Source organism: Polaribacter septentrionalilitoris (assembly GCF_009832745.1).
GTDB classification, from domain to species: domain Bacteria; phylum Bacteroidota; class Bacteroidia; order Flavobacteriales; family Flavobacteriaceae; genus Polaribacter; species Polaribacter septentrionalilitoris.
In genome coordinates, this window is sequence record NZ_VRMJ01000004.1 from 40739 (window position 1) to 67049 (window position 26311).

Here is a 26311-nt window from a genome sequence, read left to right on the forward strand (position 1 = left end):
AGACTACTTTTAAATATTAAAATGCTAAAAAAAATCTAAAATTGTTGCTTTAAAGTAACTTTCCAAACTTTATTAGAAGCTCTAGATTTTGTTCTTCCATAAGTTCCAGGATGAGAACTAAATGCTTCTATTCCTCCAAAAATATAACCAACTTCAACACTCTTTTTTGTTTCGCCAAAAACAGAACTAGTATCTAAAATGTCTGGAGATACTGTTGTGCTTATAAAATTAGAAGAAGGAAAGAAAATAGCTTCTGCTCCGTAAAAAGGTTTTGAATTTGTTGTGTTTTTTGCAAATAAATTTTGACTAAAAGTTGTGTTTGTACTTTTTAAAGGATTACTTTCTACATACAATTTAATATGAGTTCCTGTATTTGTAAATCCAGATAAACGCACTTCTTTAGTTGTGTTTCCATCTCCAATTCCACCTAATAAAAAAGTATGTAGAATTTTTGAATTAGCATCATAAGCTACTAAATTAGGACAAGAATATACGTTTAAGTTTTTCTGATTGTAAGTTTTATCGTGGGTATATAGTTTGTTATTGTTATTTGTCCAGTTTGGATGAACATATATTGCATCATTCCAAGCTTGTAAATCTTCACCAGGTTTAAAAACACCTGCATAAATTGCAATACTTTCTTCTAACGTGTTTTCTAGAGAATTATAGTATAAAGAAGGTGTAATTGGGCCATCTCTTCTTCTAAAGATTGAGTTGTTATCAGAAGAAACGCCATTTGGATCACTAACATCAGAAATAGGTTCACTTACAGAGATAGATAAAACATGTTGAATGGTATCTTTATTTATCACTTCAGGACCAATAGTGAAAGGATATACTGCATCAACATACTTTTGACCTTGAGAAAAACCTGGAGCACTGTTTCCAAAATTATGTCCTCCTGCTAGATAAAAACTCCCTTTTTTAATAGTGCTTCCACCAATATAATGTAATTCTCCACCAGTACTAATTAGATTTTTATTTTGAGCAAAAGCAAATAGTTTAGCTTCTTTAACTTTAGAATATTCTTTTTTTACTAAATGTACCATAGACGGAATATGAATACGCGCAACATGATTGTAGGTTGTGTATCCATTTTTTGGATTTTTAAAATCTGCAGGACCAAAACCACCAACAATAAATAGATAATCATCAACTTGTTTTACTAAAGCATTTGTATTTTTAAAAACTGCAGTGTATTTAGTTATGGTATCTAAATTGTAAGAAGTAAAATTTTCTGCAATGGCAGCTATCATTTCATTAATAGTAATGCTTTTTGGAGCTTTGTTTGTTGACGGGTTGTAAACATAAATATTTTCATTAAATGAAGTGGGAGGAAAAGATTCCTTTGCATAATCACTGTTTTTTCTCATGTCATGCAATCCACCATCATCATCTTTTTTATTAGTTCTTCCTGCAAAAAGTAGCCATTCATCATTATACAAACCATGTGTAAAAGATTGTAAAGCTGGAGCTTTTGAACTTATTACAGAATCTATAGAAATGGTATATTTTGGTGCTACAACTATTTTCTCTTTTTTATCACAAGAATAAAAAAAGCTAAAAGATATGCTTAAAATAAGGGTATAAAAAACACTTTTTTTCATAATTAAGTATGTTTGGTTAGTAATTTGCAATAACCAAAAAAACATGAAATATTAAAAGCGTTAGTTTTTCTATTTTGAAAAACAGGTAGTTGTACTCATTATTTCCACTGTAAAGTTTCTATCAAATGCAAAATATCTTCTTTAACATATGCTACAGCTGGTAAAATAGAATCGTAATTGGGTTTTGCATAAAAGTATAAACTACCTTTTATAAAGTTTTGTGTACTATCTGTAATATGAAATTGCAAATGCGAAGCTGCATTTCCTGTAATTTCGTACAAACTTCCAAAAACTCTTTTTTTAGGATTTACAAAATCTTTAGGAATGATTTCTTCTGCTTTTACAGTGTGTTTAAAAACTAATTTTTCTGCTTCAGTGAGTAGTTCTTTAAGGTTGTTTTGAATAGGTCTGTAAGTAATATCTATTGATGCTTTTAAATTAGGATATTTAATTTTTAACCAATTATTGGTTTCATCTACAAGGGTAGCATTTTTAGAAACTTTAAATGTGTAGGGTCTTTTTAATGGTAAATTTTGATAAGAATTCTCAGGATATTCTAGACTTAAATATGCTTTTGGTTTTGGTAAAATAGCATCTTTACAACCAATAAACATCAATACAAATAGAAAGATAAAAAGATTACGCATTTCGAGTTGCTTTTACTTGTTTTATACGTTTTTTGTCTAACGCTTCTATAGTAAACGTATAGTTCTTGAAGTTTATTTTCTCGCCCTTTTTAGGAAATTTTCCAGAAATCTCTAAAATGAATCCTGCTAAAGTTTCTGACTCCCCTTTTTCTTCCTCAAAAATATCTTCATCTTCATCATCTAATACTCTACAAAAATCTTTGATGGTAGTTTTACCATCAAAAATATAATTATTGATATCTATTTTAGAATAGGATAAATCGTCATCATCAAACTCATCATTAATATCACCTACAATTTCTTCGATAACATCTTCTAAAGTTACTAATCCGCTTGTGCCACCATATTCATCAACTACAATTGCCAAGTGATTTTTCTTCTCTCTAAAATCGCCCAATAAATCATCTAGCTTTTTGTTTTCAGGAACAAAAAAAGGTTCGCGAACTAAATTTTGCCATTTAAAAGTTTTCTTATTTAAATGAGCTAATAAATCTTTAGCATACAAAACGCCAATAATATTATCGATATTTTCCTTGTAAACAGGATTTCTTGAATATCCGTTCTCTAGAATTTTATTCAGAACATTTTCATAAGATTCCTCATCAGAAAGTGAAAAAATATCAATACGAGGCTTCATAATTTGTACGGTTTCTGTATTCCCAAAATTTACAATGCCTTCTAAAATTTTTTGTTCATCTTTTGTAGTTGCGCCTTCAGAAGTTAGTTCTAATGCTTGAGATAAAGTTTCAACAGAGAAATTAGAATTTTTATTTCCTAACTTATTTTCAATCCATTTGGTTAAAGTGATTAAGGGCAAGCTAAAAGGAGTCAATATAACACTAATACTATGTATGAATTTTGACATTGCTTTCGAGAAACGTAATGCATTTCTTGATGCATATACTTTAGGTAAAACCTCGCCAAACAATAAAATTAAAAAGGTAACTAAAACAATTTCTAATAAAAAACGGACAGAAACTGAGAATAAGGAAAAGTCCATTTGATAATCAAAATCACCAAAAAGTGTATCTGATAATGAAGCAAAAAGCAACACAATCAAAATATTTATAAAGTTATTGGTAATAAGTATTGTGGCTAATAATTTTCTTGGTTTTTCCAATAAACGAACTACAATATTTTCGTCTTTTCCGTTGTTAGAAAGCTCTTTGATATCGGTTTGTGAAAGTGAGAAAAAAGCAACTTCTGTTCCAGAAACTAAAGCAGAACTAATTAATAAACCAATAAGCACAACAAGGTTAATACTTGTTAAAAAATCGATAGAAGCAAAAAGGATAAATAAAAGTTCGGGATCTGGATCCAAGTCTATTAATTTTTATGAATTAAAAAGGTAAATCATCATTCTCTTCTGGTTCTGGAGTAACAGATTTTGCAGGAGTAGCTGGTTTATTTTGATGATCATTATTAGAATTTTCAGCATTCTTTTTGGTGCTTAACATTGTCATTTCTGTAACTTGAACTTCTGTTGAATAACGTTTTACACCATCTTGTTCCCACTGACGGTTTTTTAGTTTTCCTTCTACATAAACTTTATCACCTTTGGTTAAATATTTTTCGCAAACTTTAGCCAACCCATTTCTAACTACAATATTATGCCAGTCTGTATTGGTTACTTTTTCTCCAGTTTGTCTATTGGTATAACTTTCGCTTGTAGCTATAGGAAACCTTCCAACACAATTCTGATCATCAAAATAATGCATTTTTACATCATCGCCTAAATTCCCTATTAAAATTACTTTGTTTATTGTTCCTGCCATAGCTTGTGTATTTGTATACCAAAAGTACTAAAAATATCCATTACTTTGTAGGAAGAAATTCGTCCAAAAAATTAGCAATCAATATAGGAACTGGATATTTTTTTACGCTAGTCCAGTCTATTAAGGCTGATATAGTTTGTTTTGTTTCAACAATCCAAAATTGAGTATATAAATGTTGATGCGATAATTTATGAACAATTTCTTTTTTGTTGTGCAGTGATATTGTTGCTTCTTCAGGGAATAAATCTTGAAATTCTTTTGATGATATTAATTCGTTTTTATTGATGATAGCATCTGTTTCAATTAAAGGAAATTGATACAAACCTTGCCAAATTCCCTTTCCTTTTCGTTCTGATAAAATGGTTTTATCATCGTCTGTTTTTACAACGATATAATTAAAATACCTTTTTTTAATTTTAATTTTTTTCTCTTTAACGGGTAGTTTCTCAATTAAATTCTTTTGAAGAGCAACACAACTTTCAGCAAAAGGGCAAAACATGCATAACGGTTTTTTGGGTTTGCATTGTATGGCTCCAAAATCCATGATTGCCTGATTAAAGGTTCCTGGTTGAGATTCATCAATTAAAGTTTGGGCTAATTTTTTAAATTCTTTAATTCCTGCAGATGAGTTTATTGGAGTATCGATTCCGAAATAACGAGATAAAACACGATACACATTTCCGTCAACAACTGCAGTTGGTTCATTAAAACAAATTGATGCTATTGCAGAAGCTGTATAATCACCAATTCCTTTTAATTTAATAATCTCTTTAAATGTTGATGGAAACTCTCCATTAAGTTCATTTACGATATGTTTTGCAGTAAAATGTAAGTTCCTTGCACGAGAATAATATCCTAAGCCTTGCCACATTTTTAATACGGTACTTTCATCTGCTTTTGCAAGGTCAAAAACCGTTGGAAAAGCGGTTGTAAATTTTAAATAATAAGACAAACCTTGAGCAACTCTAGTTTGTTGTAGCATGATTTCTGATAGCCAAATAAAATATGGGTTCTTTGTTTTACGCCAAGGTAATTCGCGTTGGTTTTGTAAATACCAGTTTATGAGAATGTTAGAGAATTTCATTGTTAAAAAATCGAATTGCGAAATTACATTATAAAATTCATATAAATTTACTCTTTATTGTTTTTGGAATTGATTAATTATCATATATTTGCATCCGCATTTTTGAAATTAAATAATAAAAATATAGACATGACGAAAGCAGATATCGTATCAAAAATCTCAGATAAATCAGGAATCGAAAAAACTGATGTTTTAGCAACTGTTGAAGCATTTATGACTGAGGTTAAAGATGCATTAGAAAATGGTGATAACGTTTATTTAAGAGGTTTTGGTAGTTTCATTATCAAAACAAGAGCAGAAAAAACTGGTAGAAATATTTCTAAAAATACTACTATTAAGATTCCAGCTCACAACATTCCAGCTTTTAAACCAGCTAAGACTTTTACAGAAGGTGTAAAAAGTAAAGTAGCGGTTAAGTAATAAAACATTAATCTAAACCTTATAGGTTTAAAAAACATCGGAACATTATGCCAAGTGGTAAAAAAAGAAAGAGAGCTAAGATCTCTACACACAAAAGAAAGAAAAGAGCTAGAGCAAACAGACACAAGAAAAAGTAAGCATTCGCTTACTTTTTCGTTTATAGTTTAGCGAAAGACAAAAAGTTCATTGACATAGAGGTTAAACTAACCTCGCATGGTATTACAAATACCTGACAATATTAATCCATCTGCACAATACTGTGCAGTGTTAAAGCCAGTTCAGTATGAAAACAGAATTAATAATTCGTTCAAATTCATCTGATATTGATTTTGCCTTATTAAGAGATGGAAAACTTATTGAATTAAATAATGAAACAACCGATAACAAGTTTTCTGTTGGCGATATTTTTTTAGCCAAAATAGGAAAAGTGTTAACAGGTTTAAATGCATGTTTTGTAAACGTTGGTTATGAAAAAGACGGATTTTTACATTATCATGATTTAGGCGCGCAAGTTAATTCATTAAACAAGTTCATTAAGAAAGTAAGCACAGGTAAGTATAAAGAGTTCACTTTAAAAAACTTCCGAAAGGAAGATGACATTAACAAAGACGGTAGTATTAACCAAGTACTAAAAACAGGGCAAAACCTGTTGGTGCAAATTGTAAAAGAACCCATTTCTACAAAAGGTCCCAGATTAAGTTCTGAGTTATCTATTGCAGGTAGGTTTTTGGTTCTAGTTCCTTTTTCTAATCGAGTTTCTGTTTCTCAAAAAATAGCAGATCCAAAAGAAAAAGAACGTTTAAAAAGATTAGCTAAAAGCATTAAACCCAAAGGTTTTGGAGTTATTCTAAGAACTGTTGCAGAAGGTAAAAAAGTAGCAGAATTAGATAAAGACTTACAAAACTCTTTAGAACGTTGGAAAACAATGTGTAAACGTATTCCTAATACAAATACACCAACCAAAATTTTAAGTGAGTTAAACAGAGCATCTTCTATTTTAAGAGATGTAATGAATGAATCATTCACTAATATTGTAACAAATGATGATAGTTTGAAAGTAGAGATTAAAGAGTATTTGCAGGAAATTTATCCTGAAAAGGAGAAAATTGTAAAGCTACATAGATCTCAAGTTCCTATTTTCGAAAAATATGGAATTGAACGTCAAATTAAAACATCGTTTGGTAAAACAGTATCTATGAGTAAAGGTGCTTATTTAGTAATAGAGCACACAGAAGCTTTACACGTTATTGATGTAAATAGCGGAAACCGTTCTAACAAAGCAGGTTCTCAAGAAGAAACAGCATTAGAAGTAAATTTAATTGCAGCATCAGAAATTGCACGACAGTTACAATTGCGTGATATGGGTGGAATTATTGTAGTTGATTTTATTGATATGCACAAAGCTGAAAACAGAAATAAATTGTATCAGCATCTAAAAGAACAAATGGCTTTAGATAGAACAAAGCACAAAATATTACCTCCAAGTAAATTTGGATTAGTTCAAATTACAAGACAAAGGGTTAGACCAGAGTTGAGTATAAAAACTACCGAAGACAATCCAAATAAAAATGGACAAGTAGAAGCTCCAATAGTTTTGTTAGAGAAAATTGAAGCAGATTTAGAGAAATTTATGTCAAACTCTAAAGGAAATAAAAAGGTTCAGTTACATGTACACCCTTTTATTGCTGCTTATTTAACAAAAGGAGTAAATTCTATACGTTTTAAATGGTATTTAAAACATAAAAAGTGGATTACAATTATACCTCGTGACGCTTACACATACTTATATTACAGATTTAAAACTTTTAAAGCTTAAACTGTACTATAAAGGCAATAATTTTTTATCAAAAAACCCCGCAACTTTTAAGTTTCGGGGTTTTATATTTTATAAGAACAAGTTTATTGTTTTTCTTTAATTAAATAAATATAAACAGGAAAGTGATCTGAATACCCACCTGTATAGCCTCCATAAGAAAAGCTTCGTAAAGGGTATCCTTTAAACTGACCTTTAGTTTGCATCATAAATCGTTTGTTAAATATCATAGCTCTAAATAATTTATAGCTAGAGAAATCTTTTTTGCCTTTATCAACTAGTGTTGATGACAGTAAAATTTGATCAAACAAACTAATATTATCTCTGTAAGCTCCTGTATTTAATCCTCTTTTAAACATTTCTTCATAAGGATTATAAATATCTCCATCATTTAAATTTTTCTTTCTCTCTTTAGTTTTTAAAACTTTTTTAAAGCTAGATTCTATTGGGTCATCGTTAAAATCTCCCATAGTTAAAATCTTTGCTTTTGGATCTTTTTCTCTTATTTGAGCTATAATTTTGGTGTTTTGATATGCTGCTTTTTCTCTAAAAGGTATACTTCTAGAGCCTCCTCTTTTTGAGGGCCAGTGATTTACAATAACATGAATTAATTCATCATCTAAATAACCAGAAACTAATAATTGATCTCTTGTGTAAACAGGGAAGTTGTTGCTGTATATTTTAGGATTAAATACCTCATGATGTATGGGTTTAAAATATCTTTTTTGATATAATAAAGCAACATCTATACCACGTTTGTCTGGAGAATCATAATGTATAATTCCATATCTTTTTTTTATTAAATGTTTCGATTTTATCAAATCTTCTAAAACACTTAAATTTTCAACTTCAGCTACACCTATAATTGCAGGACTTGTATTTGCTTTATCTGCACCAATTTGAGAGATTACACTACCTAACTTATCAATCTTATCCCAATAGACTTTTGATTTATTTGATTTTAACTCCATTATTGGGCTAGCTTCATCATTTTTATTTACATCATTAATTGTGTCAAAAAGATTTTCTAAATTGTAAAAAGCTATAGTTCTTATATTGTATTTTTTTCCTTTTTTTTGAGAAAAAAATAAAGTTGAAGTGAGTAAAAAAAGTATGAAAAAGTATGAATGTCTTCTCATTGTGGTATAATTTATTTCACAAAAATATAAAACAAAAGTTAAGCCAAGAATTATATAATGTAACGTTAACACTATTATTTGTTAAAAATCGTTAATTTTGTTTGCAATTTACAATCAAATATTATAAAAATTCAAGCAAGATTTATGAAAAAAATTGGATTATCAATATTTATGTTTTTCTTCCTTTTTTTGGGGGTTAAAGCTCAAAATATTGTAAAGGGAATTGTTTCAGATGGCGATTCCGATAATCCTCTACAAAATGTTACTGTAAGTGTAAAAAAAACAAGCGTTAGTCAGGTTACTGGTATTGATGGTGTGTTTTTATTGAAAAACTTATCTAATGGTTCATACATTGTAGAGATTAAGTTAAAAGGGTATGAAACTCAAAACTTTCCGGTAGAACTTTCTGGAAAAGCTGTTGATTTAGGTAGCATTCTATTGTATCGAGACATCAGTGTAGATCAAGATTTGAGTTTAATAACCATTACAGATGATGAGTTAAATGATGATGCAAGTGCCGCAGATAATATTTCGGGTTTGTTACAAGCAACCAAGGATATTTTCTTAAGAACTGCAGCCTTTGAGTTTAGTTCTTCTTTCTTTAGAATAAAAGGTTTAGATTCTGGAAATGGTAAAGTTTTGATTAACGGTATTGAAATGAATAAACTTTCAGATGGCAGAGCACAATGGAGTAATTGGGGTGGTTTGAATGATGTTCTAAGAAATCAAGAATTTAGTAACGGTTTAGCACCATCAAACTTTACGTTTGGAGGTGTGTTAGGTTCTACAAACATAAATACTAGAGCCTCAGAACAAAGAGCAGGAACTAGAATCTCTTATTCTTCTTCAAATAGAAGTTATGTGCATAGAGTTATGGCAACTCATTCAACAGGTATCTTAGATGGTGGTTGGGCATTTACTTTCTCAGGAAGTAGAAGAGCAGGTTTAGAAGGTTTTAATGAAGGAACAACTTATAATGCGTATTCTTTATTTGCATCAGTAGATAAAAAGTTTAACGAGAACCATAGTTTAACTTTTACATCAATTTTTACTCCTAACAGAAGAGGTAAGTCATCACCTAATACTCAAGAAGTTTTTAACTTAAAAGGTATTGCTTACAATGATTATTGGGGATATTTAAATGGAAAAAAAATAAACTCAAGAATAAAAGAAGTTTCAGAGCCTATATTGATGTTAAATCATTATTGGAACTGGTCTGAAAAAACCTCCTTGCTGACCAACGTAGCTTATCAGTTTGGTAAAATTGGTAATAGTCGTTTAGATTTTAATGGTGGTGCTAATCCTAGTCCAACTTATTATCAATACTTACCAAGTTTCGAATTAAGAAATCAAGATTTGGCTTCAGCATATGAGTCTCAGCAAAGATTTTTAAATGATGGTCAGTTAAATTGGAATAGAATATATGATGCAAACTTAACAAACAAAGCAGTAGGTTTAGACAATGCATATGTTTTATATGAAGATAGAAACGATGATAAACAATTAACAATAAATTCAATTTTAAATTCAGAATTGAATAGTAACATTACCTTAAATGCAAAATTAGAGTACAAACGTTTACGTTCTAATGCATTTGCAGAAGTTATAGATTTATTAGGCGGAACAGGTTATTTAGATATCAATCCATTTGCAGATACAGCAAATCAAAAGCAAAATAACTTATTAGATCCTAATAGAGTTGTTGGTGCTGGAGATAAATTTAGATATAATTACAATTTAAATTCTGATGTTATAGGAACATTTATTCAAACTCAGTTCAAGTATAATAAAGTTGATTTTTATGCAGCACTAAATGTTTCTCAAACTAGCCATCAAAGAGAAGGGTTGTACCAAAATGGTAGATTTCAAAATAACTCTCTTGGAAATTCAGACAAGTTAAGTTTTACCAATTTTGGTGCAAAAGGAGGATTAACTTACAAAATAACAGGTCGTCATTTAATAGATGCTAATGTTGGGTATCTATCAAATGCACCAACTATTAGAAATTCTTTTTCTAATGTTAGAGAAAATAACAATACTGTAGAAAACTTAAAAAGTGAAAAAATATTCACATCAGACTTAAGCTATATTGTTAGAAGTCCAATCATTACTTCTAGGTTAACTGCGTATTACACAAAAATTCAAGACGCAACAGAAATATCTTTCTATTTTGCAGACGGAGTTGGTGGTGATAATACTGCATTTGTGCAAGAAGTATTATCAGGAATAGATAAAAAACACTTAGGATTAGAGTTGGGTATAGAAGCGCAAGTTACTTCTACAATTAAATTAAAAGGAGCTGCTTCTATTGGTCAATTTACCTATGACAACAATCCTGATTTATATCTTACTTCAGATGTTGCAGATAATGGTGGTTTTGATTCTGATTTTAGATCTAAAGACTACATAGCATTGTTAAAGAATTACAAAGTAGCATCAGGTCCACAAAACGCATATTCTGTTGGTTTCGAATACAGAGATCCTGAGTATTGGTGGGTAGGAGCAACTGCTAACTTTTTTACAAATACGTATGTAGATGTAGCACCTTTAAATAGATCTTCAAATTTTTATGAAGATGCAGATGGTTTACCTTTTGTAGATTATGATCCTGATTTAGCAAGAGAATTATTACAACAAGAAAAATTTGATGACTATATGGTTGTCAATTTAATTGGTGGTAAATCTTGGAAAATTGGAGAAAAATACATCAGTGTTTTTGCTACAGTAAACAACTTGTTCAATAAAGAATACAAATCAGGTGGATTTGAGCAAGGAAGAAACGCAAACTTTAGACAACTAAGAGATGATAAAGCTCTTGATACACCAGTTTTTGGAAATAGATACTGGTATGGTAGAGGTACAACCTACTTTTTAAACGTAAACTTAAGATTTTAAAAAATAAACGAATTATGAAAACTAATAAATTAATCATCATTTTACTAGCTTTAGTAACTAGTATTTCTTTTACATCTTGTGTAGAAGATGGAGATTTCTCCATACCTAATTCTCTTGGAGGTGAAGAAACCCAAGCATTACAAAAACTTCAAGAAGATATTACAGCAGGAACAATTAATGAAATTTCTGTATCTAATCTAAAAGGATTATTTGTTAATGGACAAGCAACAGAAATTACTTCAGACATTGTTGTTAAAGGATATGTAACTTCTTCAGATTTTTCTGGAAATTTTTATAAAGAATTTTTTATTCAGGATTCTCCAACTAGCCCTTCTGCTGCGGTAAAAATAGTTTTAGAATTAACAGATTCTTACAACAAATTTAATGTAGGTAGAGAAGTATATATCAATTTAAAAGGTTTATACATTGGTGAGGTTAGATCTGGAGATGGAGTTGTAGCTATTGGAGGAGCAATGAATATTGATAATGAAGTAGAAAACTTATCTCTAGCACAGGTGGATGATCATATTTTAAGAGGCGCTACTACAGAAGAACTTACACCTTTAATGGTAAGTTTATCTTCAATAAATGACAGTCATGTAGGTTTATATGTAAAAATTGATAATGCTCAATTCCCAACTACCTTAGCAGGTAAAACATATGTAGATGCTAATGATCAATTTGATACACAACGTTTATTAGAGAGTTGTGAAGGATTTGGCTACACAAACTTTATTTTAGAAACTAGTGCTTTTGCAGATTTTAAATTTCAAGTGCTACCAGCAGGTGGAGGTAGTATTTCTGGGGTAGTTTCAAAAACATTTAACGGTAGTGATTTAGTGTTAGCTCTAAATAAAGTTGAAGATGTAGATATGACAGGAGCAAGATGTGAGCCTCTAGATATCAATGATTTTACACTTGTTTTAGGAGAAGATTTTGATTCTGGTACAGATAATACAAATTTAGATTTTCCAAATTGGACTAATTTTGCAGAAACAGGAAGTGAACTTTGGACTGAGCAAATTTTCAATGGAAATGGTTATGCAGAATTTAGTGGATTTAGAACAAATGATCCTGTAAATGTTGGTTGGCTAGTGTCACCAAGTGTAGATATGAGTGCTCATAGTCAAGTGTTTGTTAATTTCCAATTAGCACAACACCATTTAGATTCAGACCAAAACACTTTAGAAGTTTTTGTCTCTACAGATTTTGATGGTACAAATGTAACTGCTGCAACATGGGAAAAAATTAATGCCAATATCCCTACCATGAGTGATTCTTGGTATGCTTTTAAAGATGGAGGTTTAATAGATCTTTCAGGCTACACAGGTACATTGTATGTCGGTTTTAAATTTGTTGGTTCGGGAACAGATACCACTTTAGATGGTGCTTATATGGTAGACGATTTTAAAGTATTAGCTAAGTAATTTATTTACTTAAAGCATAAATAAAAAAGCCAGTAAAGCATTTCTTTACTGGTTTTTTTTATTTTTACACTATGGATAAAATAGAGCATATTGGAATTGCTGTTAAAGATTTAGAAAAATCGAATGATGTATTTGCATCGTTGTTTGGTGAAGCCCATTACAAAATGGAAGAAGTAGCCTCAGAAGGAGTTAAAACATCCTTTTTTAAATCTGGGCCTAATAAAATTGAACTGTTGCAAGCCACAAATCCGGAAAGTCCTATTGCAAAATTTATAGCAAAAAAAGGAGAAGGAATTCATCATATTGCGTTTGCGGTTTCAGATATTCAATCAGAAATAAAAAGGCTGAAAAATGAAGGTTTTATTGTTTTAAATGAAACTCCAAAAAAAGGAGCTGATAATAAGTTGGTGGCATTTTTACACCCAAAAACTACTAATGGAGTCTTAATTGAATTATGTCAAGAAATCAATTAGTTAAATTACTATTAACAAATACGGTCAACTGTATACTTATTATTATCTTGCGACACATAAAACTAGTTTCAATTTATGTCTAAATCATTCGATTCTTATCAAAAAAGACGTCTAAGATCCTCTTACTTTTCTGTTGTAGTAAGTATTGCTTTGGTGCTGTTTCTTGTTGGAGTTCTAGGTTTAATTGTATTAAAATCAACAAAAGTAGCTAACACCGTAAAAGAAAAAGTAGCGATGACTTTGTTTTTAAAAGATGAAGTATCAAATGAGAAAATATTTACTTTTAAAGAATCACTAAAAAAAGAAATCTTTACAAAAAAAGTGATTTATATAAGTAAAGAAAAAGCAGCAAAACAATATAGTAAAGAGATAGGAGAAGATTTTTTGAAGTTTTTAGGTAAAAATCCGTTAAAAAACGGGATTGATATCTATATAAAAGCAGATTTTGTAACTCCAGAAAAAATGCAAGAACTAGAAACTCGTTTTCTAAAAAACGCTTTTGTAGCAGATGTTTCTTATGATAAACCACTAATTAATTTATTAACAAAAAACATTCAAAGAATTAGTTTTTGGCTGCTAATTATAAGCGGTTTCTTTGGTTTGGTAGCTATGGTATTAATCAATAGTTCTATTAGATTGTCAATACACTCAAAAAGATTCAATATCAAAACCATGCAAATGGTTGGAGCTACAAAGAATTTTATTAGAAAACCATTCATTGTTCAGAGTATAAAATTAGGAATGATAGGTGCATTTATCGCTTTTTTAGGATTGGCAGTAATCATTTTTTATGTTGATAAATACATTCCTTCTTTAGAGTTAATCAAAGATTATATCACCATCATTTATTTGGTAGCTGGTGTGCTATTATCGGCAATATTAATTACTTGGGTAAGTACATTTTTTGCTACTCAACGTTTTTTAAATTTACAAACAGACGAACTTTATTATTAGAATATGGAAAACGAAAAAACAGAAAAACCAGAATTCTTATTTGGTAAGAAAAATTATATATTTATGATTATTGGAGTGATGGTCATAGGTTTGGGTTTTATCTTAATGTCAGGTGGAGGAAGTGATGATCCAGCAGTTTTTAACGAAGAAATATACAATTGGCAAAGAATTAGACTAGCGCCAACTTTAGTGATTATTGGTTTAGGTATAGAAATTTATGCCATTTTATTAAATCCTAAAAAATAAATATGGATATTATAGAAGCTATTGTTTTAGGTATAATTCAAGGATTAACAGAGTTTTTGCCTGTTTCTTCAAGCGGACATTTAGAGCTTGCAAAAGCAATTTTAGGAGACACCTCTGTACCCGAAGAAAGCTTAACTTTTACTGTTGTTTTGCACTTTGCAACAGCATTAAGTACGTTAGTAATTTTTAGAAAAGAAGTGCTTGATATTATTAAAGGATTATTGCAATTTAAATGGAATGAAGAGTTTCAGTTTTCATTAAAAATTATTCTTTCTATGATTCCTGCTGTCTTTGTGGGTTTACTTTTCGAAGAGCAACTAGAATCTTTTTTCGGAGGAAAAATATTATTAGTAGGTGCAATGCTTTTAGTAACTGCTATCTTGTTATTGTTGGCTGATAAAGCAAAAAACACCAATAAAAATGTTTCTATTAGTAATTCAATCATCATAGGTGTTTCTCAAGCAATTGCAATGCTTCCAGGAATATCAAGATCTGGAGCTACAATTTCTACATCCGTTTTATTAGGTGTAGATAGAACCAAAGCTGCCCGTTTTTCTTTCTTAATGGTTGTTCCGTTGATTTTTGGAAAAATAGGAAAAGACATTCTAGGCGGAGATTTAAATTTTCAATCTTCAGAGATAATGCCAATAGCCATTGGTTTTATTGCTGCTTTTGTTTCTGGTTTATTGGCTTGTAAATGGATGATTGCTTTAGTTAAAAAAAGTAAATTATCTTACTTCTCATTATACTGTGCAATTGTTGGTTTGGTAGCAATTGGTTATGCTTTGATGAATTAAATACTGAAATAAATTCATCATAAATGACAGAAGAAGATTTTAAATCTGGACAAGTTTTATTGATTGATAAACCATTAAACTGGACATCTTTTCAGGCCGTAAATAAGCTTCGTTGGCATATTAAACAACGCTTTAATATTAAAAAAATTAAAGTAGGTCATGCAGGTACTTTAGACCCTTTAGCTACTGGTTTGTTAATTATTTGTACTGGCAAACAAACAAAACAAATCAATATTTACCAAGGTCAAGTAAAAGAATACACTGGTACTTTTACATTGGGAGCAACTACTCCAAGTTTCGATTTAGAAACAGAAATTGATAAATCATTTCCAACAGATCATATTACTGATGAATTACTTCATCAAACAACTCAACAGTTTATAGGAGATATTCAACAAAAGCCACCTATTTTTTCAGCAATTAAAAAAGACGGAAAACGTTTGTATGAGTTGGCTAGAAAAGGAGAGACTACAGAAATCAAATCTCGAGAAGTAACAATATCAGAATTTGAAATCACCAAAATAAACTTTCCAGAAGTTGAATTTAGAGTTGTTTGTAGTAAAGGTACTTACATCCGCTCTTTAGCAAATGATTTTGGAAAAGCACTAAACTCAGGTGCACATTTATCCGCCTTAAGAAGAACAAAAATTGGTGACTTTTCAGTAAAAAAAGCAGTTTCTATTAATGAGTTTATCAATAGCTTAGTCGAAAAAGACTAATGTTTTAACCTAAACCTTAATGGTTAACATAGGTTTTAAAGCATTTTTAGATAAAGTTTTTGTAACACTTCCTGTAAATAAATGCGCAATACCACTTCTACCATGAGTTGCCAAAGCAATTAAATCTGCATTAATTTCTCTTGCAAAATTTAATATTCCTTTTTCTGCAGAGACATCGCTATAAATGTGTATTTTCTTATTAGACAAATCAAAGTCTTTAATAAAATCTTTTACTTTTTGTTTTGCAGCTACTGTGCTTTCAAAATTAGAAGGAGTATTTACTTTTAATAAATGTACCCTACTGTTAAATAAAGATGCAATTTCAATAAACTTTCCAAAAACAACTTTATTTTCTTCTTTAAAATTCGATGCAAAAACAAGCTGTTTTAATTTAAACTTTTTACTATCCTTTTTCACAACAATAACAGGTCTGTGAGAACTACGTACTACTTTTTCGGTATTTGAGCCAATAAAAATTTCCTCAAATTCAGAATGACCTTTAGAACCCATTATAATCAAGTCGGCATCAATTTTATCAGCATATAACTGTATGCCCTCAAAAGGATTACTCAACTTTATAATGTATTTTACATCGATCTTTTCGCTAAAAACAGCTTCTTTAAAATCCAATACTTTTTCTCTTACTTTTCTTAAATACAACATACTTTCAGGTATGCTAAACCTACTTCTAGCACCCATGTCTACAACTCCTTTTGGGAGTTCAATAAGGTGAAGTAAATAAATAGTCGCATTGGTTTTTTTTGCAATTTGTGCAGCCATTTGAGCAGCATATTTTGAAGGTTTCGAAAAATCTATAGGAACTAAAATTTTTTTCATAATACAAAATTTTTTAGTGATTGAATTGTAATCCTAAGTTACAAAAAATAAATGAATTAAACTAAGTTTGGTAAATCATAAAGTATTCGTATATTTGCACCGAAAATAAAGGATAAATGATAAGGAAGGGGACTTGAAAGTCCCCTCTTTTTATACTTTTTTTTAAGATTTATGAAGCAGGCAACAAAAGTAAAAGATTTAGTACATGAAGCATTAGCCTTGAATGAATCGTTATTTTTAATAGATTTATCTATTTCAGCGAATAACAAAATTCAAGTTACTGTAGATGGTGATAATGGTGTTCCGTTAAGTGAATGTATCAGAATAAGCAGAAATGTTGAGCACAACTTAGATAGAGAAGTAGAAGATTTTTCTTTAGAAGTAACAACACCAGATATTTCTCATCCTCTAAAAGAAAAGAGACAATACAAAAAGAATTTGAATAGAATTCTTAAAGTGAAAACTCAAGAAGAAGAGTTAGAAGGGACTTTAGTAGAAACAAATAATGATAATATCGTTTTAAAGTGGAAAGCTAGAGAGCCAAAACCAATAGGAAAAGGTAAAGTTACAGTTGAAAAAATAGCAACTATAGCCTATACAAATATTAAAGAAGCAAAAGTGAAGATTGTATTTTAAGCAAAGAATGAAATGGAGAATATAGCATTAATTGATTCGTTTTCAGAATTTAAAGATAACAAAAGCATAGACAGAGTAACATTAATGTCTATTTTAGAAGAAGTATTCAGAGCTGCCTTAAAACGTAAGTTTGGGTCTGATGATAATTTTGATATTATTATAAACCCAGACAAAGGAGATTTAGAGATTTGGAGAAATAGAGTAGTAGTTGCTGATGGTTTTTCTGAAGATGATAATGAAGAAATCGAATTAAGTGAAGCCAGAAAAATTGAGCCAGATTTTGAAATTGGCGAAGACGTTTCTGAGGAAGTAAAACTAATCGATTTAGGGAGAAGAGCTATTTTGGCATTACGTCAAAACTTAATTTCTAAAATTTACGAGCACGATAGTACAAACATCTTTAAGCAATTTAAAGATTTAGAAGGTGAGTTATTCAGTGCAGAAGTACATCATATACGTCATAATGCAATCATTCTTTTAGATGATGAAGGAAATGAAATTGTATTGCCAAAAAGTGAGCAAATTCGTTCTGACTTTTTTAGAAAAGGAGATTCAGTAAGAGGTGTAATAAAATCAGTAGAGCTAAGAGGTAACAAACCAGCAATCATTCTATCTAGAACATCTCCTGTTTTCTTAACAAAATTATTTGAACAAGAAATTCCTGAGGTTTTCGATGGATTAATCACAGTAGAAGGTGTTGCAAGAATACCTGGTGAAAAAGCAAAAGTAGCTGTAGATTCGTATGATGATAGAATAGATCCTGTAGGAGCTTGTGTTGGTGTTAAGGGATCAAGAATTCACGGAATTGTACGTGAGTTAGGAAACGAGAATATTGATGTAATCAATTATACAAAAAACGAACAATTATTCATTTCAAGAGCATTGAGTCCTGCTAAAGTGACTTCAATGGAAATTGAAATGTATGAGGAAGAAAAAAATGGTAAAAAAGGACGTGTAAATGTACTTTTAAAACCAGAAGAAGTTTCTAAAGCCATTGGTAGAGGTGGTGTTAATATTCGTTTGGCAAGTGAGTTAACTAAATACGAAATAGACGTTCAAAGAGAAGGTTTAGAAGAAGAAGATGTAGAGTTAACAGAATTTGCAGATGAAATCGAAGATTGGATTATTGCAGAATTCAAAAACATTGGTTTAGATACCGCAAGAAGCGTATTAGAAACTTCTGTTGCAGAATTGGTAAAAAGAACCGATTTAGAAGAAGAAACAATTATAGACGTCCAAAGAATCTTAAAAGAAGAATTCGAGGACTAATTGTAGTAAGAAGTTAAGTAAAAATCATATTTTTACAAGTAATAAGTTAAAAAGAATATATGTCTGTAGGCAAAACAATGAGGCTTAATAAAGTTTTAAGAGAGTTAAATATTTCTCTTGATAGAGCTGTCGAGTATTTAGCAGGTAAAGGTCATGAAATAGAAGCAAGACCAACTACTAAAATTACTGGAGAGGTATATCAAGTGTTACTTGACGGCTTTGAAACAGACGCAAACAAAAAAGCTGCGTCTAAAGAAGTTGGAGAAGAAAAACGTAAAGAGAAAGAAGCAATTCGTTTAGAACTTGAAGCTAAATTAGAAAAGAAAAGAGCAGAAGAAGAGAAGAAAGAAGAAGTTTTAAAAGCCAAAGCAGATAAATTGGAGTTTAAAACCGTTGGTAAGATTGATATTGATGGAACTACCAAAAAAGCTGCTGAAAAACCAAAAGAGGTAATAGAAGAACCAAAAGAGGTTAAGGAAGTTAAAGAGGTAAAAGAAGAACCTAAGAAGACAGAATCTCCTGTTGTTGAAGCAAAAGCTCCAAAGCTAGAGGGATTAAAAGTGGTTAAAAAAATTGCTCAAGAAAAAAAGGAAGCTCCTAAAAAAGTTCAAGAAAAAGCGCCAAAAGAAACACCAAAAGTAGTTGCTAAAGAAACTAAAGAGGCTCCAAAGGCAGAAGAAAAGAAGGAAGAAGTTACTCCAGAAAATGCTGAGGCCATTAAAACTCAATATAAAAAGTTAGATGGACCAAACTTTACAGGTAAGAAAATTGATTTAAAACAATTTGAAAGACCTAAGAAGAAGAAAGAGGAGAAAAAAGCTACTTCTAAAACTTCCGATACTAAGAGAAAACGTAAGAGAATTAGTAAACCTGGTACTGGAAATTCTAACAACAGAGGAAACCAAAATAATAGAGGAGGAAATAGGTTTAATAAAGGAAGAGGAAATCAAAGGCCAGCTGTTAAAAAAGAAGAGCCTACAGAAGCAGAAATCCAAAAACAAGTAAGAGAAACTCTTGAAAAACTTCAAGGGAAATCTTCTAAAGGAAAAGGAGCAAAATACAGAAGAAGCAAACGTGACGCTCACAGAGAGCAAACTGAAGCTGAACAAGAAGCACAAGCATTAGATAACAAAATCTTAAAAGTTACAGAATTTGTTACGGTAAGTGAAGTTGCTACAATGATGGGTGTTCCTGTAACAGATATCATTTCCTCTTGTATGATGTTGGGTATGATGGTAACAATGAATCAGCGTTTAGATGCAGAAACATTAGTTATTGTTGCTGAAGAATTTAACTATAAGGTAGAATTTATAGGAGCAGAAGTAGAAGAATCTATAGAAGAAACGGAAGATAAACCAGAAGATTTAGAAAAACGTGCGCCAATTATTACTGTAATGGGTCACGTAGATCATGGTAAAACTTCGTTGTTAGATTACATTAGAAACGCAAATATTGTTGATGGTGAAAGTGGAGGAATCACGCAGCACATTGGTGCATATTCTGTAAATGTTGGTGATGAAAAAATTGCATTTTTAGATACACCAGGTCACGAAGCCTTTACAGCAATGCGTGCACGTGGAGCGCAAGTTACAGATTTAGTAATTATTGTTGCAGCTGCAGATGATGATGTAATGCCACAAACAAAAGAGGCAATTTCTCACGCTCAAGCAGCAGGAGTTCCAATTATCTTTGCAATTAACAAGATTGATAAACCAAATGCAAATCCTGATAATGTAAAAACACAACTTTCTTCAATGAATTTATTGATAGAAGAATGGGGTGGTAACATTCAATCTCAAGATATTTCTGCAAAAACAGGTCAAGGAATTGATGAACTTTTAGAAAAAGTGTTATTAGAAGCCGAAGTTTTAGAACTGAAAGCAAATCCTAATAAAAATGCAGTGGGTGCAGTTGTAGAAGCACAATTAGACAAAGGGCGTGGTTATGTAACTACCATTCTAGTACAAGCTGGAACATTAAAAATAGGTGACTATATCTTAGCTGGTAAAAACAGTGGTAAGGTAAAAGCAATGTTTGATGATAAAGGAAACAAATTAAAAGTTGCTGGTCCATCAACACCAGTATCAATTTTAGGTTTAGATGGAGCACCACAAGCAGGTGATAAATTTATCGTTTTTGATGATGAAAGAGAAGCTAAGCAAATTGCAACAAAACGTTCTCAATTACAACGTGAGCAATCTGTTAGAACTCAGAAAACATTAACACTTGATGAAATTGGTCGTAGAATTGCGTTAGGAGACTTTAAAGAATTAAACATCATCTTAAAAGGAGATGTAGATGGTTCTGTAGAAGCGTTAACAAACTCATTCCAGAAATTATCAACAGAAGAAATTCAAGTTAATATTTTACATAAAGGTGTTGGAGCCATTACAGAAAGTGATGTGTTATTAGCAACAGCTTCAGATGCAATTATTGTTGGGTTTAATGTACGTCCGCAAGGAAATGCAAGAGCAGTAGCAGATAGAGAAGAAGTAGATATTAGAACATACTCTATTATTTATGATGCCATAAATGACTTAAAAGATGCCATGGAAGGAATGTTATCTCCTGAAATGAAAGAAGAAGTTACAGGTAATGTAGAAATTAGAGAAGTTTATAAAATTTCTAAAGTGGGTAACATTGCAGGTTGTATGGTAATGTCTGGTAAAATCTTTAGAAATTCTAAAATACGTGTAATTAGAGACGGAATTGTTGTTCATGACGGAGTGCTAACTTCATTAAAACGTTTTAAAGACGATGTTAAAGAAGTAGCAAAAGGTTACGATTGTGGACTTCAAATCAAAGGATACAATGACATTGAAGAAGGTGATGTAATTGAAGCTTATCAAGAAGTTGCCGTTAAAAAGAAATTAAAATAATATTTTATACCATTAACGAAAAGGAGATTTTTTAATAGAGAAAATCTCCTTTTTTTTGTTTTAAATTTATTTATTCAATGATTTTCTTTCCCTTTTAATGTTACTTTTTCCTTCTGAAGAAGATTAACTGATAGAAAAATATAAATAAGTTGTTGATTTATATCATTAATAATCCTAAAACTATAATCATGAAAAAAATCATCATAAATACTTTAGCTTGTTTAATTTTAATTGGAGTATTTTCAAATTGTACTAATAACAATGAAGATTTACAATTAGAATTAACTATGCAAGAAAAAGTAGCAATTTTAGAAACTGGAGAATGGTTATTAAAAGATTTTGAGGAAACCATTATGCATACTTTTAAAGATGGCGAGGAGTTCACTTATTATGGAGACAAAGGAGAGTTTAAAGCAGCTATCCCAGGAACCAAAGATTATTGGATTGAAGATGATAAACTATTTATAGACTTCAATTTTGGAAATGTTTTTTCGTATCATATTAAGATGTCTTGTAATAATAATATTATTGAGTTAATCAAAGATGGAGAAGTTAATAAAACCTTATTGAAGAGAAGTTCTAATTATAAGGAGTGTTTTTAGTGATACCTTTTAATTATAAAATATTTTAAGAATTTTTTTGTTAAACTTTAATAGAGGCATAGTAATCTTTAAGTTACTATATTTTTAACTTAAGATATGTTTCGATAATTCCAAAAAAAATCTAAAATAACCTTAAATTTGCACCCTCTAAAAGCAAAGATGATGCAATACAATCACCAAGAAATAGAAAAGAAATGGCAAGAGTTTTGGGCTAAAAACCAAACATTCAAAGCCAGTAATGAAAGTGACAAACCTAAATATTATGTGTTAGATATGTTTCCTTATCCAAGTGGAGCAGGTTTACATGTTGGGCATCCTTTAGGTTATATTGCTAGTGATATTTATGCGCGTTACAAACGTCATAAAGGCTTCAATGTATTGCACCCTCAAGGTTATGACTCTTTTGGTTTACCAGCAGAACAATATGCTATTCAAACTGGGCAACATCCTGCAAAAACGACTGAAGAAAATATAAAAACCTACAGAAGACAGCTAGATCAAATTGGATTTTCTTTTGATTGGAGCAGAGAAGTACGTACTTCAAATCCTGAATATTATAAATGGACTCAGTGGATTTTTATTCAACTTTTTAACTCTTGGTACAATAAAGATACAGACAAAGCAGAAGATATCTCAACCTTAGTTTCAATTTTTGAAAAAGAAGGAAACACAACTGTAAATGCAGTTTGCGATGAAGATATTGTTTCTTTTTCTTCTAAAGATTGGGCCGATTTTTCATCAACAAAAAAACAAGAAATTTTATTACAATATCGTTTAACATTTTTGTCAGATACAGAAGTAAACTGGTGTCCTGCTTTAGGAACAGTTTTAGCTAATGATGAAATTGTAAACGGAGTTTCAGAACGTGGAGGACATCCTGTTGTTCGTAAAAAAATGACACAGTGGTCTATGCGAATTTCTGCTTACGCACAGCGTTTGTTAGATGGTCTACAAAATATAGATTGGCCACAACCTTTAAAAGACTCTCAAACCAATTGGATTGGTCGTTCTCAAGGAGCCATGGTTTCTTTCCAAGTAGATGAAACCACAACCCATAACCAACAACCAAAAACTATAGAAGTTTTTACAACTCGTCCAGATACCATTTACGGAGTAAGTTTTATGACTTTAGCTCCAGAACACGAATTAGTTTCACAAATTACAACAGATGCTCAAAAAGCCGAAGTTGAAGAATATATTACTGCAACAGCAAAACGTTCTGAACGCGATAGAATGGCAGATGTGAAAACCATTTCTGGTGCGTTTACAGGAGCGTATGCAATACATCCTTTTTCTGGCGATAAAGTACAAATTTGGATTGGAGATTACGTGTTAGCAAGTTATGGTACAGGAGCTGTTATGGCTGTGCCTTGTGGTGATCAGCGTGATTATGATTTTGCAAAACATTTTAACATTCCTATTCCAAATATTTTTGAAGGTGTTGATATTTCTGAGGCTGCTCATGCAGATAAAGAAGGCACTGTAATTGCAAATTCCGATTTCTTATCTGGATTGAAATATAAAAAAGCATTAAAGTTAGCCATCTACGAAATGGAAAAACGTGGTTTTGGTTACGGAAAAATAAACTACAGATTACGTGATGCTGTTTTTAGCAGACAACGTTATTGGGGTGAGCCATTTCCTGTGTATTATAAGGATGGAATGCCTCAAATGATTGACGCAAAACACTTACCAATTGTATTACCAGAAGTAGAAAAATATTTGCCAACAGAAGATGGAAAACCACCTTTAGGAAATGCAGAAGTTTGGGCTTGGAATATAGCAACAAATACAGTTGTTTCTAATGATTTAATAGATAATGAAACTGTGTTTCCATTAGAATTAAACACAATGCCTGGTTGGGCAGGAAGTTCTTGGTATTTTAATAGATATATGGATGCTGATAATACCAAAGAATTTGCAAGCAAAGAAGCTTTAGATTATTGGCAAAATGTAGATTTATACATTGGTGGTTCAGAACACGCAACAGGGCATTTATTGTATGCGCGTTTTTGGCAAAAGTTTTTGTTTGATAAAAATATTGTTCCTGTAGATGAGTTTGCAAAAAAACTAATTAACCAAGGAATGATTTTAGGGACGAGTGCTTTTGTTTACAAAACTTCAGTATTTGTTAAAAATGGTTGTGCTATAGATAAATCTAATGATGATGTTATTGAGAACATACCAACACTTTTTGTTTCTAAAAATTTATTTAATTCTGATGATGAATTTGAAACACTTGTTAAAAATTATTTGTTAGATAAAAAGCTTTTAAATCCAAATTATGCAGATTTGGTAATGATTACTAAAAACGCAATTCACGCAGATGTTTCTTTAGTGAATGCTTCTGATGAATTAGATATCGAAGGTTTTAAAAATCATCCATTAAATAATGAGTATAAAAGTGCAGAATTTATAACTGAAGAAGATGGTTCTTTTAAAGTTTCTAGAGAAGTAGAAAAAATGTCTAAATCCAAATACAATGTGGTAAATCCAGATGATATTTGTGAAGAATATGGTGCAGATGCTTTGCGATTGTTCGAAATGTTTTTAGGACCTTTAGAACAAGCGAAACCTTGGAAAACCTCTGGTATTTCTGGTGTGTATTCTTTCTTGAAGAAATTGTATAAGCTGTTTTATAATGGAGAAAACTTTGAAGTTTCTGATGCTACTCCAACAAAAGATGAGTTAAAAACGTTGCACAAAACCATCAAAAAAGTAGAAGAAGATATCGAGAATTTCTCTTTTAACACATCTGTTTCTACATTTATGATTGCTGTAAATGAATTCACTGCTCAAAAATGTAACAAACGTGAAATTCTAGAGTCATTATTGGTGTTGATTTCTCCTTATGCTCCTCATATTGCTGAGGAATTATGGAGTCAATTAGGACATACAGAAAGTATATCAACTGTTCCTTTTCCAAAATTTGATGCAAAACATTTAGTTGAAAGTTCTAAAAATTATCCGATTTCATTTAATGGAAAAATGCGTTTTACTCTAGAGCTTCCTTTAGATTTATCTAAAGATGAAATTGAAAAAACAGTACTAGCACATGAAAAAACTCAAGCACAACTTGCAGGAAGAACTCCTAAAAAAGTGATTGTAGTTCCTGGTAAAATTGTAAATATAGTAGGTTAAATACTAACTATTTTTAAGAAAACGTTTTAGTATTTTTGATGTATAATTTTATTGTTTTTTTACGACCAATAAAACAAAATGATAAAGAAAAAATACAATGAATATTTTTGAAGTTTTAGGGATGTTAGCAGCAATTATAACAACTGCTGCATTTTTGCCTCAAGTGTACAAAACTTGGAAAACAAAAGACACTAAAGCACTGTCTTTAACAATGTATGTTTCATTTTTTATTGGAGTATCATTGTGGTTAGTATATGGTTTCTACTTAAATAGTTTACCAATGATTTTGGCAAATGGAATCACTGCAATATCTACTTTAATTTTAATTGGACTCAAATTAAAATATAAATAAAAGTAAACCTTAAATAATAGTAAAAGTCGTTACAGTATTTGTAACGACTTTTTTATTTGAGTATCTTGTGAGACATTAAGTAAAAATAGAATGAAACTAAAATATATTTTACCATTTATTGTTTTCGGTATGTTATTTGCAGCTTGTTCAAAAGAAAAATCAATCAAAAATTTTATGGTAGATTCGTGGCAAACTACGTATTTAAAAATTGAAATGCATACCGTAAATAACACAGATTCATTACAAGTTTATGAAGATAAATTTGAAAATAATCCTGAATTAGTTGCTCAATCTAAATACAATAAAGACGGTACTTTTTTTGCTTGGTTTAAAAATCTAAAAGGAGAAAAAATATCACCTTCTAAGGGAACATGGAATGTAATTAATGATTCGCTTTTTGTTGAGTTTTATTACAATGGTAGAGATATGAAAGTGGGGTATCATATTACAGCAACTCAAGAGGGATTTATTGGAAAAAGTTTATATGACTGGGATGAAGATGGTTTTTTTGATGATATCTTAACAATGAAAACTAAAAGAATAAAACAATAAGGCTTGTTTAGATTTAAAAATATTTCTTTAAGAATACGTATCTTTTT

Annotated in this window: 23 protein-coding genes; 16 read left to right on the top strand and 7 right to left on the bottom strand. The window is 30.6% G+C overall.

The window, feature by feature from the left end:
• Positions 1-35 precede the first annotated feature (35 nt).
• The 5 genes from FP421_RS00210 to mutY form a co-directional block, all read right to left on the bottom strand.
• Positions 36-1607, bottom strand: a complete 1572-nt coding sequence (locus FP421_RS00210; RefSeq protein WP_159946387.1) for a hypothetical protein — start codon at positions 1605-1607, stop codon at positions 36-38.
• Between the two features lie 98 nt (positions 1608-1705).
• Positions 1706-2254 carry a gliding motility lipoprotein GldD gene (gldD, locus tag FP421_RS00215; RefSeq protein WP_159946389.1) on the bottom strand — a complete coding sequence of 183 codons (549 nt, stop codon included), beginning with the start codon at positions 2252-2254 and terminating at the stop codon, positions 1706-1708.
• Entirely contained in the window at positions 2247-3575 is a 1329-nt protein-coding gene (gldE, locus tag FP421_RS00220; RefSeq protein ID WP_159946391.1) for a gliding motility-associated protein GldE, read from the bottom strand. Before gldE ends, gldD begins: the two co-directional genes overlap by 8 nt.
• A 19-nt stretch (positions 3576-3594) precedes the next feature.
• Positions 3595-4029 carry a single-stranded DNA-binding protein gene (locus tag FP421_RS00225; protein ID WP_159946393.1) on the bottom strand — a complete coding sequence of 145 codons (435 nt, stop codon included), beginning with the start codon at positions 4027-4029 and terminating at the stop codon, positions 3595-3597.
• Positions 4030-4069: 40 nt separating this feature from the next.
• The gene (mutY, locus tag FP421_RS00230) at positions 4070-5113 is read right to left on the bottom strand and encodes an A/G-specific adenine glycosylase (RefSeq protein ID WP_159946395.1); all 1044 of its coding nucleotides are present in this window, start codon (positions 5111-5113) and stop codon (positions 4070-4072) included.
• A 129-nt stretch (positions 5114-5242) separates the two neighbouring features.
• Between mutY and FP421_RS00235 the strand changes: the two genes are divergently transcribed.
• Entirely contained in the window at positions 5243-5533 is a 291-nt protein-coding gene (locus FP421_RS00235; RefSeq protein WP_087521132.1) for an HU family DNA-binding protein, read from the top strand.
• Positions 5534-5816: 283 nt separating this feature from the next.
• Complete coding sequence (locus tag FP421_RS00240; protein ID WP_159946397.1) at positions 5817-7349, top strand: Rne/Rng family ribonuclease; 1533 nt, start codon at positions 5817-5819, stop codon at positions 7347-7349.
• Positions 7350-7432: 83 nt separating this feature from the next.
• On the opposite strand, the gene FP421_RS00245 is transcribed toward FP421_RS00240, so the two are convergent.
• Positions 7433-8485 carry an endonuclease/exonuclease/phosphatase family protein gene (locus FP421_RS00245; RefSeq protein WP_159946399.1) on the bottom strand — a complete coding sequence of 351 codons (1053 nt, stop codon included), beginning with the start codon at positions 8483-8485 and terminating at the stop codon, positions 7433-7435.
• Positions 8486-8629: 144 nt separating this feature from the next.
• Here FP421_RS00245 and FP421_RS00250 point away from each other — a divergent pair, with 144 nt between their 5' ends.
• The 7 genes from FP421_RS00250 to truB all read left to right on the top strand — a co-directional run bounded on the left by FP421_RS00250 (position 8630) and on the right by truB (position 15996).
• Complete coding sequence (locus FP421_RS00250; protein WP_159946401.1) at positions 8630-11380, top strand: carboxypeptidase-like regulatory domain-containing protein; 2751 nt, start codon at positions 8630-8632, stop codon at positions 11378-11380.
• 14 nt (positions 11381-11394) lie between these two features.
• Positions 11395-12807: a DUF5689 domain-containing protein gene (locus FP421_RS00255; protein WP_159946403.1), complete on the top strand. Its 1413-nt coding sequence runs from the start codon at positions 11395-11397 to the stop codon at positions 12805-12807.
• A 71-nt stretch (positions 12808-12878) separates the two neighbouring features.
• Entirely contained in the window at positions 12879-13280 is a 402-nt protein-coding gene (mce, locus tag FP421_RS00260) for a methylmalonyl-CoA epimerase (RefSeq protein ID WP_159946405.1), read from the top strand.
• Positions 13281-13355: 75 nt separating this feature from the next.
• The gene (locus tag FP421_RS00265) at positions 13356-14234 is read left to right on the top strand and encodes a cell division protein FtsX (protein WP_159946407.1); all 879 of its coding nucleotides are present in this window, start codon (positions 13356-13358) and stop codon (positions 14232-14234) included.
• A 3-nt stretch (positions 14235-14237) separates the two neighbouring features.
• Positions 14238-14480: a DUF3098 domain-containing protein gene (locus FP421_RS00270; protein ID WP_159946409.1), complete on the top strand. Its 243-nt coding sequence runs from the start codon at positions 14238-14240 to the stop codon at positions 14478-14480.
• Between the two features lie 2 nt (positions 14481-14482).
• Positions 14483-15277 carry an undecaprenyl-diphosphate phosphatase gene (locus FP421_RS00275; RefSeq protein WP_159946411.1) on the top strand — a complete coding sequence of 265 codons (795 nt, stop codon included), beginning with the start codon at positions 14483-14485 and terminating at the stop codon, positions 15275-15277.
• Positions 15278-15300: 23 nt separating this feature from the next.
• Positions 15301-15996 (top strand): tRNA pseudouridine(55) synthase TruB, encoded by a 696-nt coding sequence (truB, locus tag FP421_RS00280; RefSeq protein ID WP_159946413.1) that lies wholly within the window; start codon positions 15301-15303, stop codon positions 15994-15996.
• 9 nt (positions 15997-16005) lie between these two features.
• On the opposite strand, the gene FP421_RS00285 is transcribed toward truB, so the two are convergent.
• Complete coding sequence (locus FP421_RS00285; protein ID WP_159946415.1) at positions 16006-16833, bottom strand: universal stress protein; 828 nt, start codon at positions 16831-16833, stop codon at positions 16006-16008.
• A gap of 171 nt (positions 16834-17004) precedes the next feature.
• Here FP421_RS00285 and rimP point away from each other — a divergent pair, with 171 nt between their 5' ends.
• From rimP to FP421_RS00320, 7 genes are all read left to right on the top strand, one after another.
• Positions 17005-17469, top strand: a complete 465-nt coding sequence (gene rimP, locus FP421_RS00290) for a ribosome assembly cofactor RimP (RefSeq protein ID WP_159946417.1) — start codon at positions 17005-17007, stop codon at positions 17467-17469.
• A 12-nt stretch (positions 17470-17481) separates the two neighbouring features.
• Entirely contained in the window at positions 17482-18738 is a 1257-nt protein-coding gene (gene nusA, locus FP421_RS00295; RefSeq protein ID WP_159946419.1) for a transcription termination factor NusA, read from the top strand.
• A 59-nt stretch (positions 18739-18797) separates the two neighbouring features.
• Positions 18798-21617 (top strand): translation initiation factor IF-2, encoded by a 2820-nt coding sequence (gene infB, locus FP421_RS00300; RefSeq protein ID WP_159946421.1) that lies wholly within the window; start codon positions 18798-18800, stop codon positions 21615-21617.
• 188 nt (positions 21618-21805) lie between these two features.
• The gene (locus FP421_RS00305; RefSeq protein WP_159946423.1) at positions 21806-22219 is read left to right on the top strand and encodes a hypothetical protein; all 414 of its coding nucleotides are present in this window, start codon (positions 21806-21808) and stop codon (positions 22217-22219) included.
• Positions 22220-22381: 162 nt separating this feature from the next.
• Entirely contained in the window at positions 22382-25360 is a 2979-nt protein-coding gene (locus FP421_RS00310; RefSeq protein ID WP_159946425.1) for a leucine--tRNA ligase, read from the top strand.
• 97 nt (positions 25361-25457) lie between these two features.
• Complete coding sequence (locus FP421_RS00315) at positions 25458-25712, top strand: SemiSWEET family sugar transporter (RefSeq protein WP_159946427.1); 255 nt, start codon at positions 25458-25460, stop codon at positions 25710-25712.
• Positions 25713-25802: 90 nt separating this feature from the next.
• Entirely contained in the window at positions 25803-26264 is a 462-nt protein-coding gene (locus tag FP421_RS00320) for a hypothetical protein (RefSeq protein WP_159946429.1), read from the top strand.
• The last annotated feature ends 47 nt before the right edge of the window (positions 26265-26311 follow it).

Excerpts from the sequence above, each read along its gene's own strand:
- FP421_RS00320 (WP_159946429.1), top strand. The coding sequence starts at position 25,803 with ATGAAACTAAAATATATTTTACCATTTATTGTTTTCGGTATGTTATTT.
- FP421_RS00250 (WP_159946401.1), top strand. The coding sequence starts at position 8,630 with ATGAAAAAAATTGGATTATCAATATTTATGTTTTTCTTCCTTTTTTTG.
- FP421_RS00255 (WP_159946403.1), top strand. The coding sequence starts at position 11,395 with ATGAAAACTAATAAATTAATCATCATTTTACTAGCTTTAGTAACTAGT.
- FP421_RS00270 (WP_159946409.1), top strand. The coding sequence starts at position 14,238 with ATGGAAAACGAAAAAACAGAAAAACCAGAATTCTTATTTGGTAAGAAA.
- FP421_RS00245 (WP_159946399.1), bottom strand. The coding sequence starts at position 8,485 with ATGAGAAGACATTCATACTTTTTCATACTTTTTTTACTCACTTCAACT.
- FP421_RS00305 (WP_159946423.1), top strand. The coding sequence starts at position 21,806 with ATGAAAAAAATCATCATAAATACTTTAGCTTGTTTAATTTTAATTGGA.
- FP421_RS00235 (WP_087521132.1), top strand. The coding sequence starts at position 5,243 with ATGACGAAAGCAGATATCGTATCAAAAATCTCAGATAAATCAGGAATC.
- truB (WP_159946413.1), top strand. The coding sequence starts at position 15,301 with ATGACAGAAGAAGATTTTAAATCTGGACAAGTTTTATTGATTGATAAA.
- rimP (WP_159946417.1), top strand. The coding sequence starts at position 17,005 with ATGAAGCAGGCAACAAAAGTAAAAGATTTAGTACATGAAGCATTAGCC.
- FP421_RS00265 (WP_159946407.1), top strand. The coding sequence starts at position 13,356 with ATGTCTAAATCATTCGATTCTTATCAAAAAAGACGTCTAAGATCCTCT.
- FP421_RS00275 (WP_159946411.1), top strand. The coding sequence starts at position 14,483 with ATGGATATTATAGAAGCTATTGTTTTAGGTATAATTCAAGGATTAACA.
- mutY (WP_159946395.1), bottom strand. The coding sequence starts at position 5,113 with ATGAAATTCTCTAACATTCTCATAAACTGGTATTTACAAAACCAACGC.
- infB (WP_159946421.1), top strand. The coding sequence starts at position 18,798 with ATGTCTGTAGGCAAAACAATGAGGCTTAATAAAGTTTTAAGAGAGTTA.
- FP421_RS00225 (WP_159946393.1), bottom strand. The coding sequence starts at position 4,029 with ATGGCAGGAACAATAAACAAAGTAATTTTAATAGGGAATTTAGGCGAT.
- FP421_RS00310 (WP_159946425.1), top strand. The coding sequence starts at position 22,382 with ATGCAATACAATCACCAAGAAATAGAAAAGAAATGGCAAGAGTTTTGG.
- FP421_RS00285 (WP_159946415.1), bottom strand. The coding sequence starts at position 16,833 with ATGAAAAAAATTTTAGTTCCTATAGATTTTTCGAAACCTTCAAAATAT.
- FP421_RS00315 (WP_159946427.1), top strand. The coding sequence starts at position 25,458 with ATGAATATTTTTGAAGTTTTAGGGATGTTAGCAGCAATTATAACAACT.
- gldD (WP_159946389.1), bottom strand. The coding sequence starts at position 2,254 with ATGCGTAATCTTTTTATCTTTCTATTTGTATTGATGTTTATTGGTTGT.
- mce (WP_159946405.1), top strand. The coding sequence starts at position 12,879 with ATGGATAAAATAGAGCATATTGGAATTGCTGTTAAAGATTTAGAAAAA.
- FP421_RS00210 (WP_159946387.1), bottom strand. The coding sequence starts at position 1,607 with ATGAAAAAAAGTGTTTTTTATACCCTTATTTTAAGCATATCTTTTAGC.
- FP421_RS00240 (WP_159946397.1), top strand. The coding sequence starts at position 5,817 with ATGAAAACAGAATTAATAATTCGTTCAAATTCATCTGATATTGATTTT.
- nusA (WP_159946419.1), top strand. The coding sequence starts at position 17,482 with ATGGAGAATATAGCATTAATTGATTCGTTTTCAGAATTTAAAGATAAC.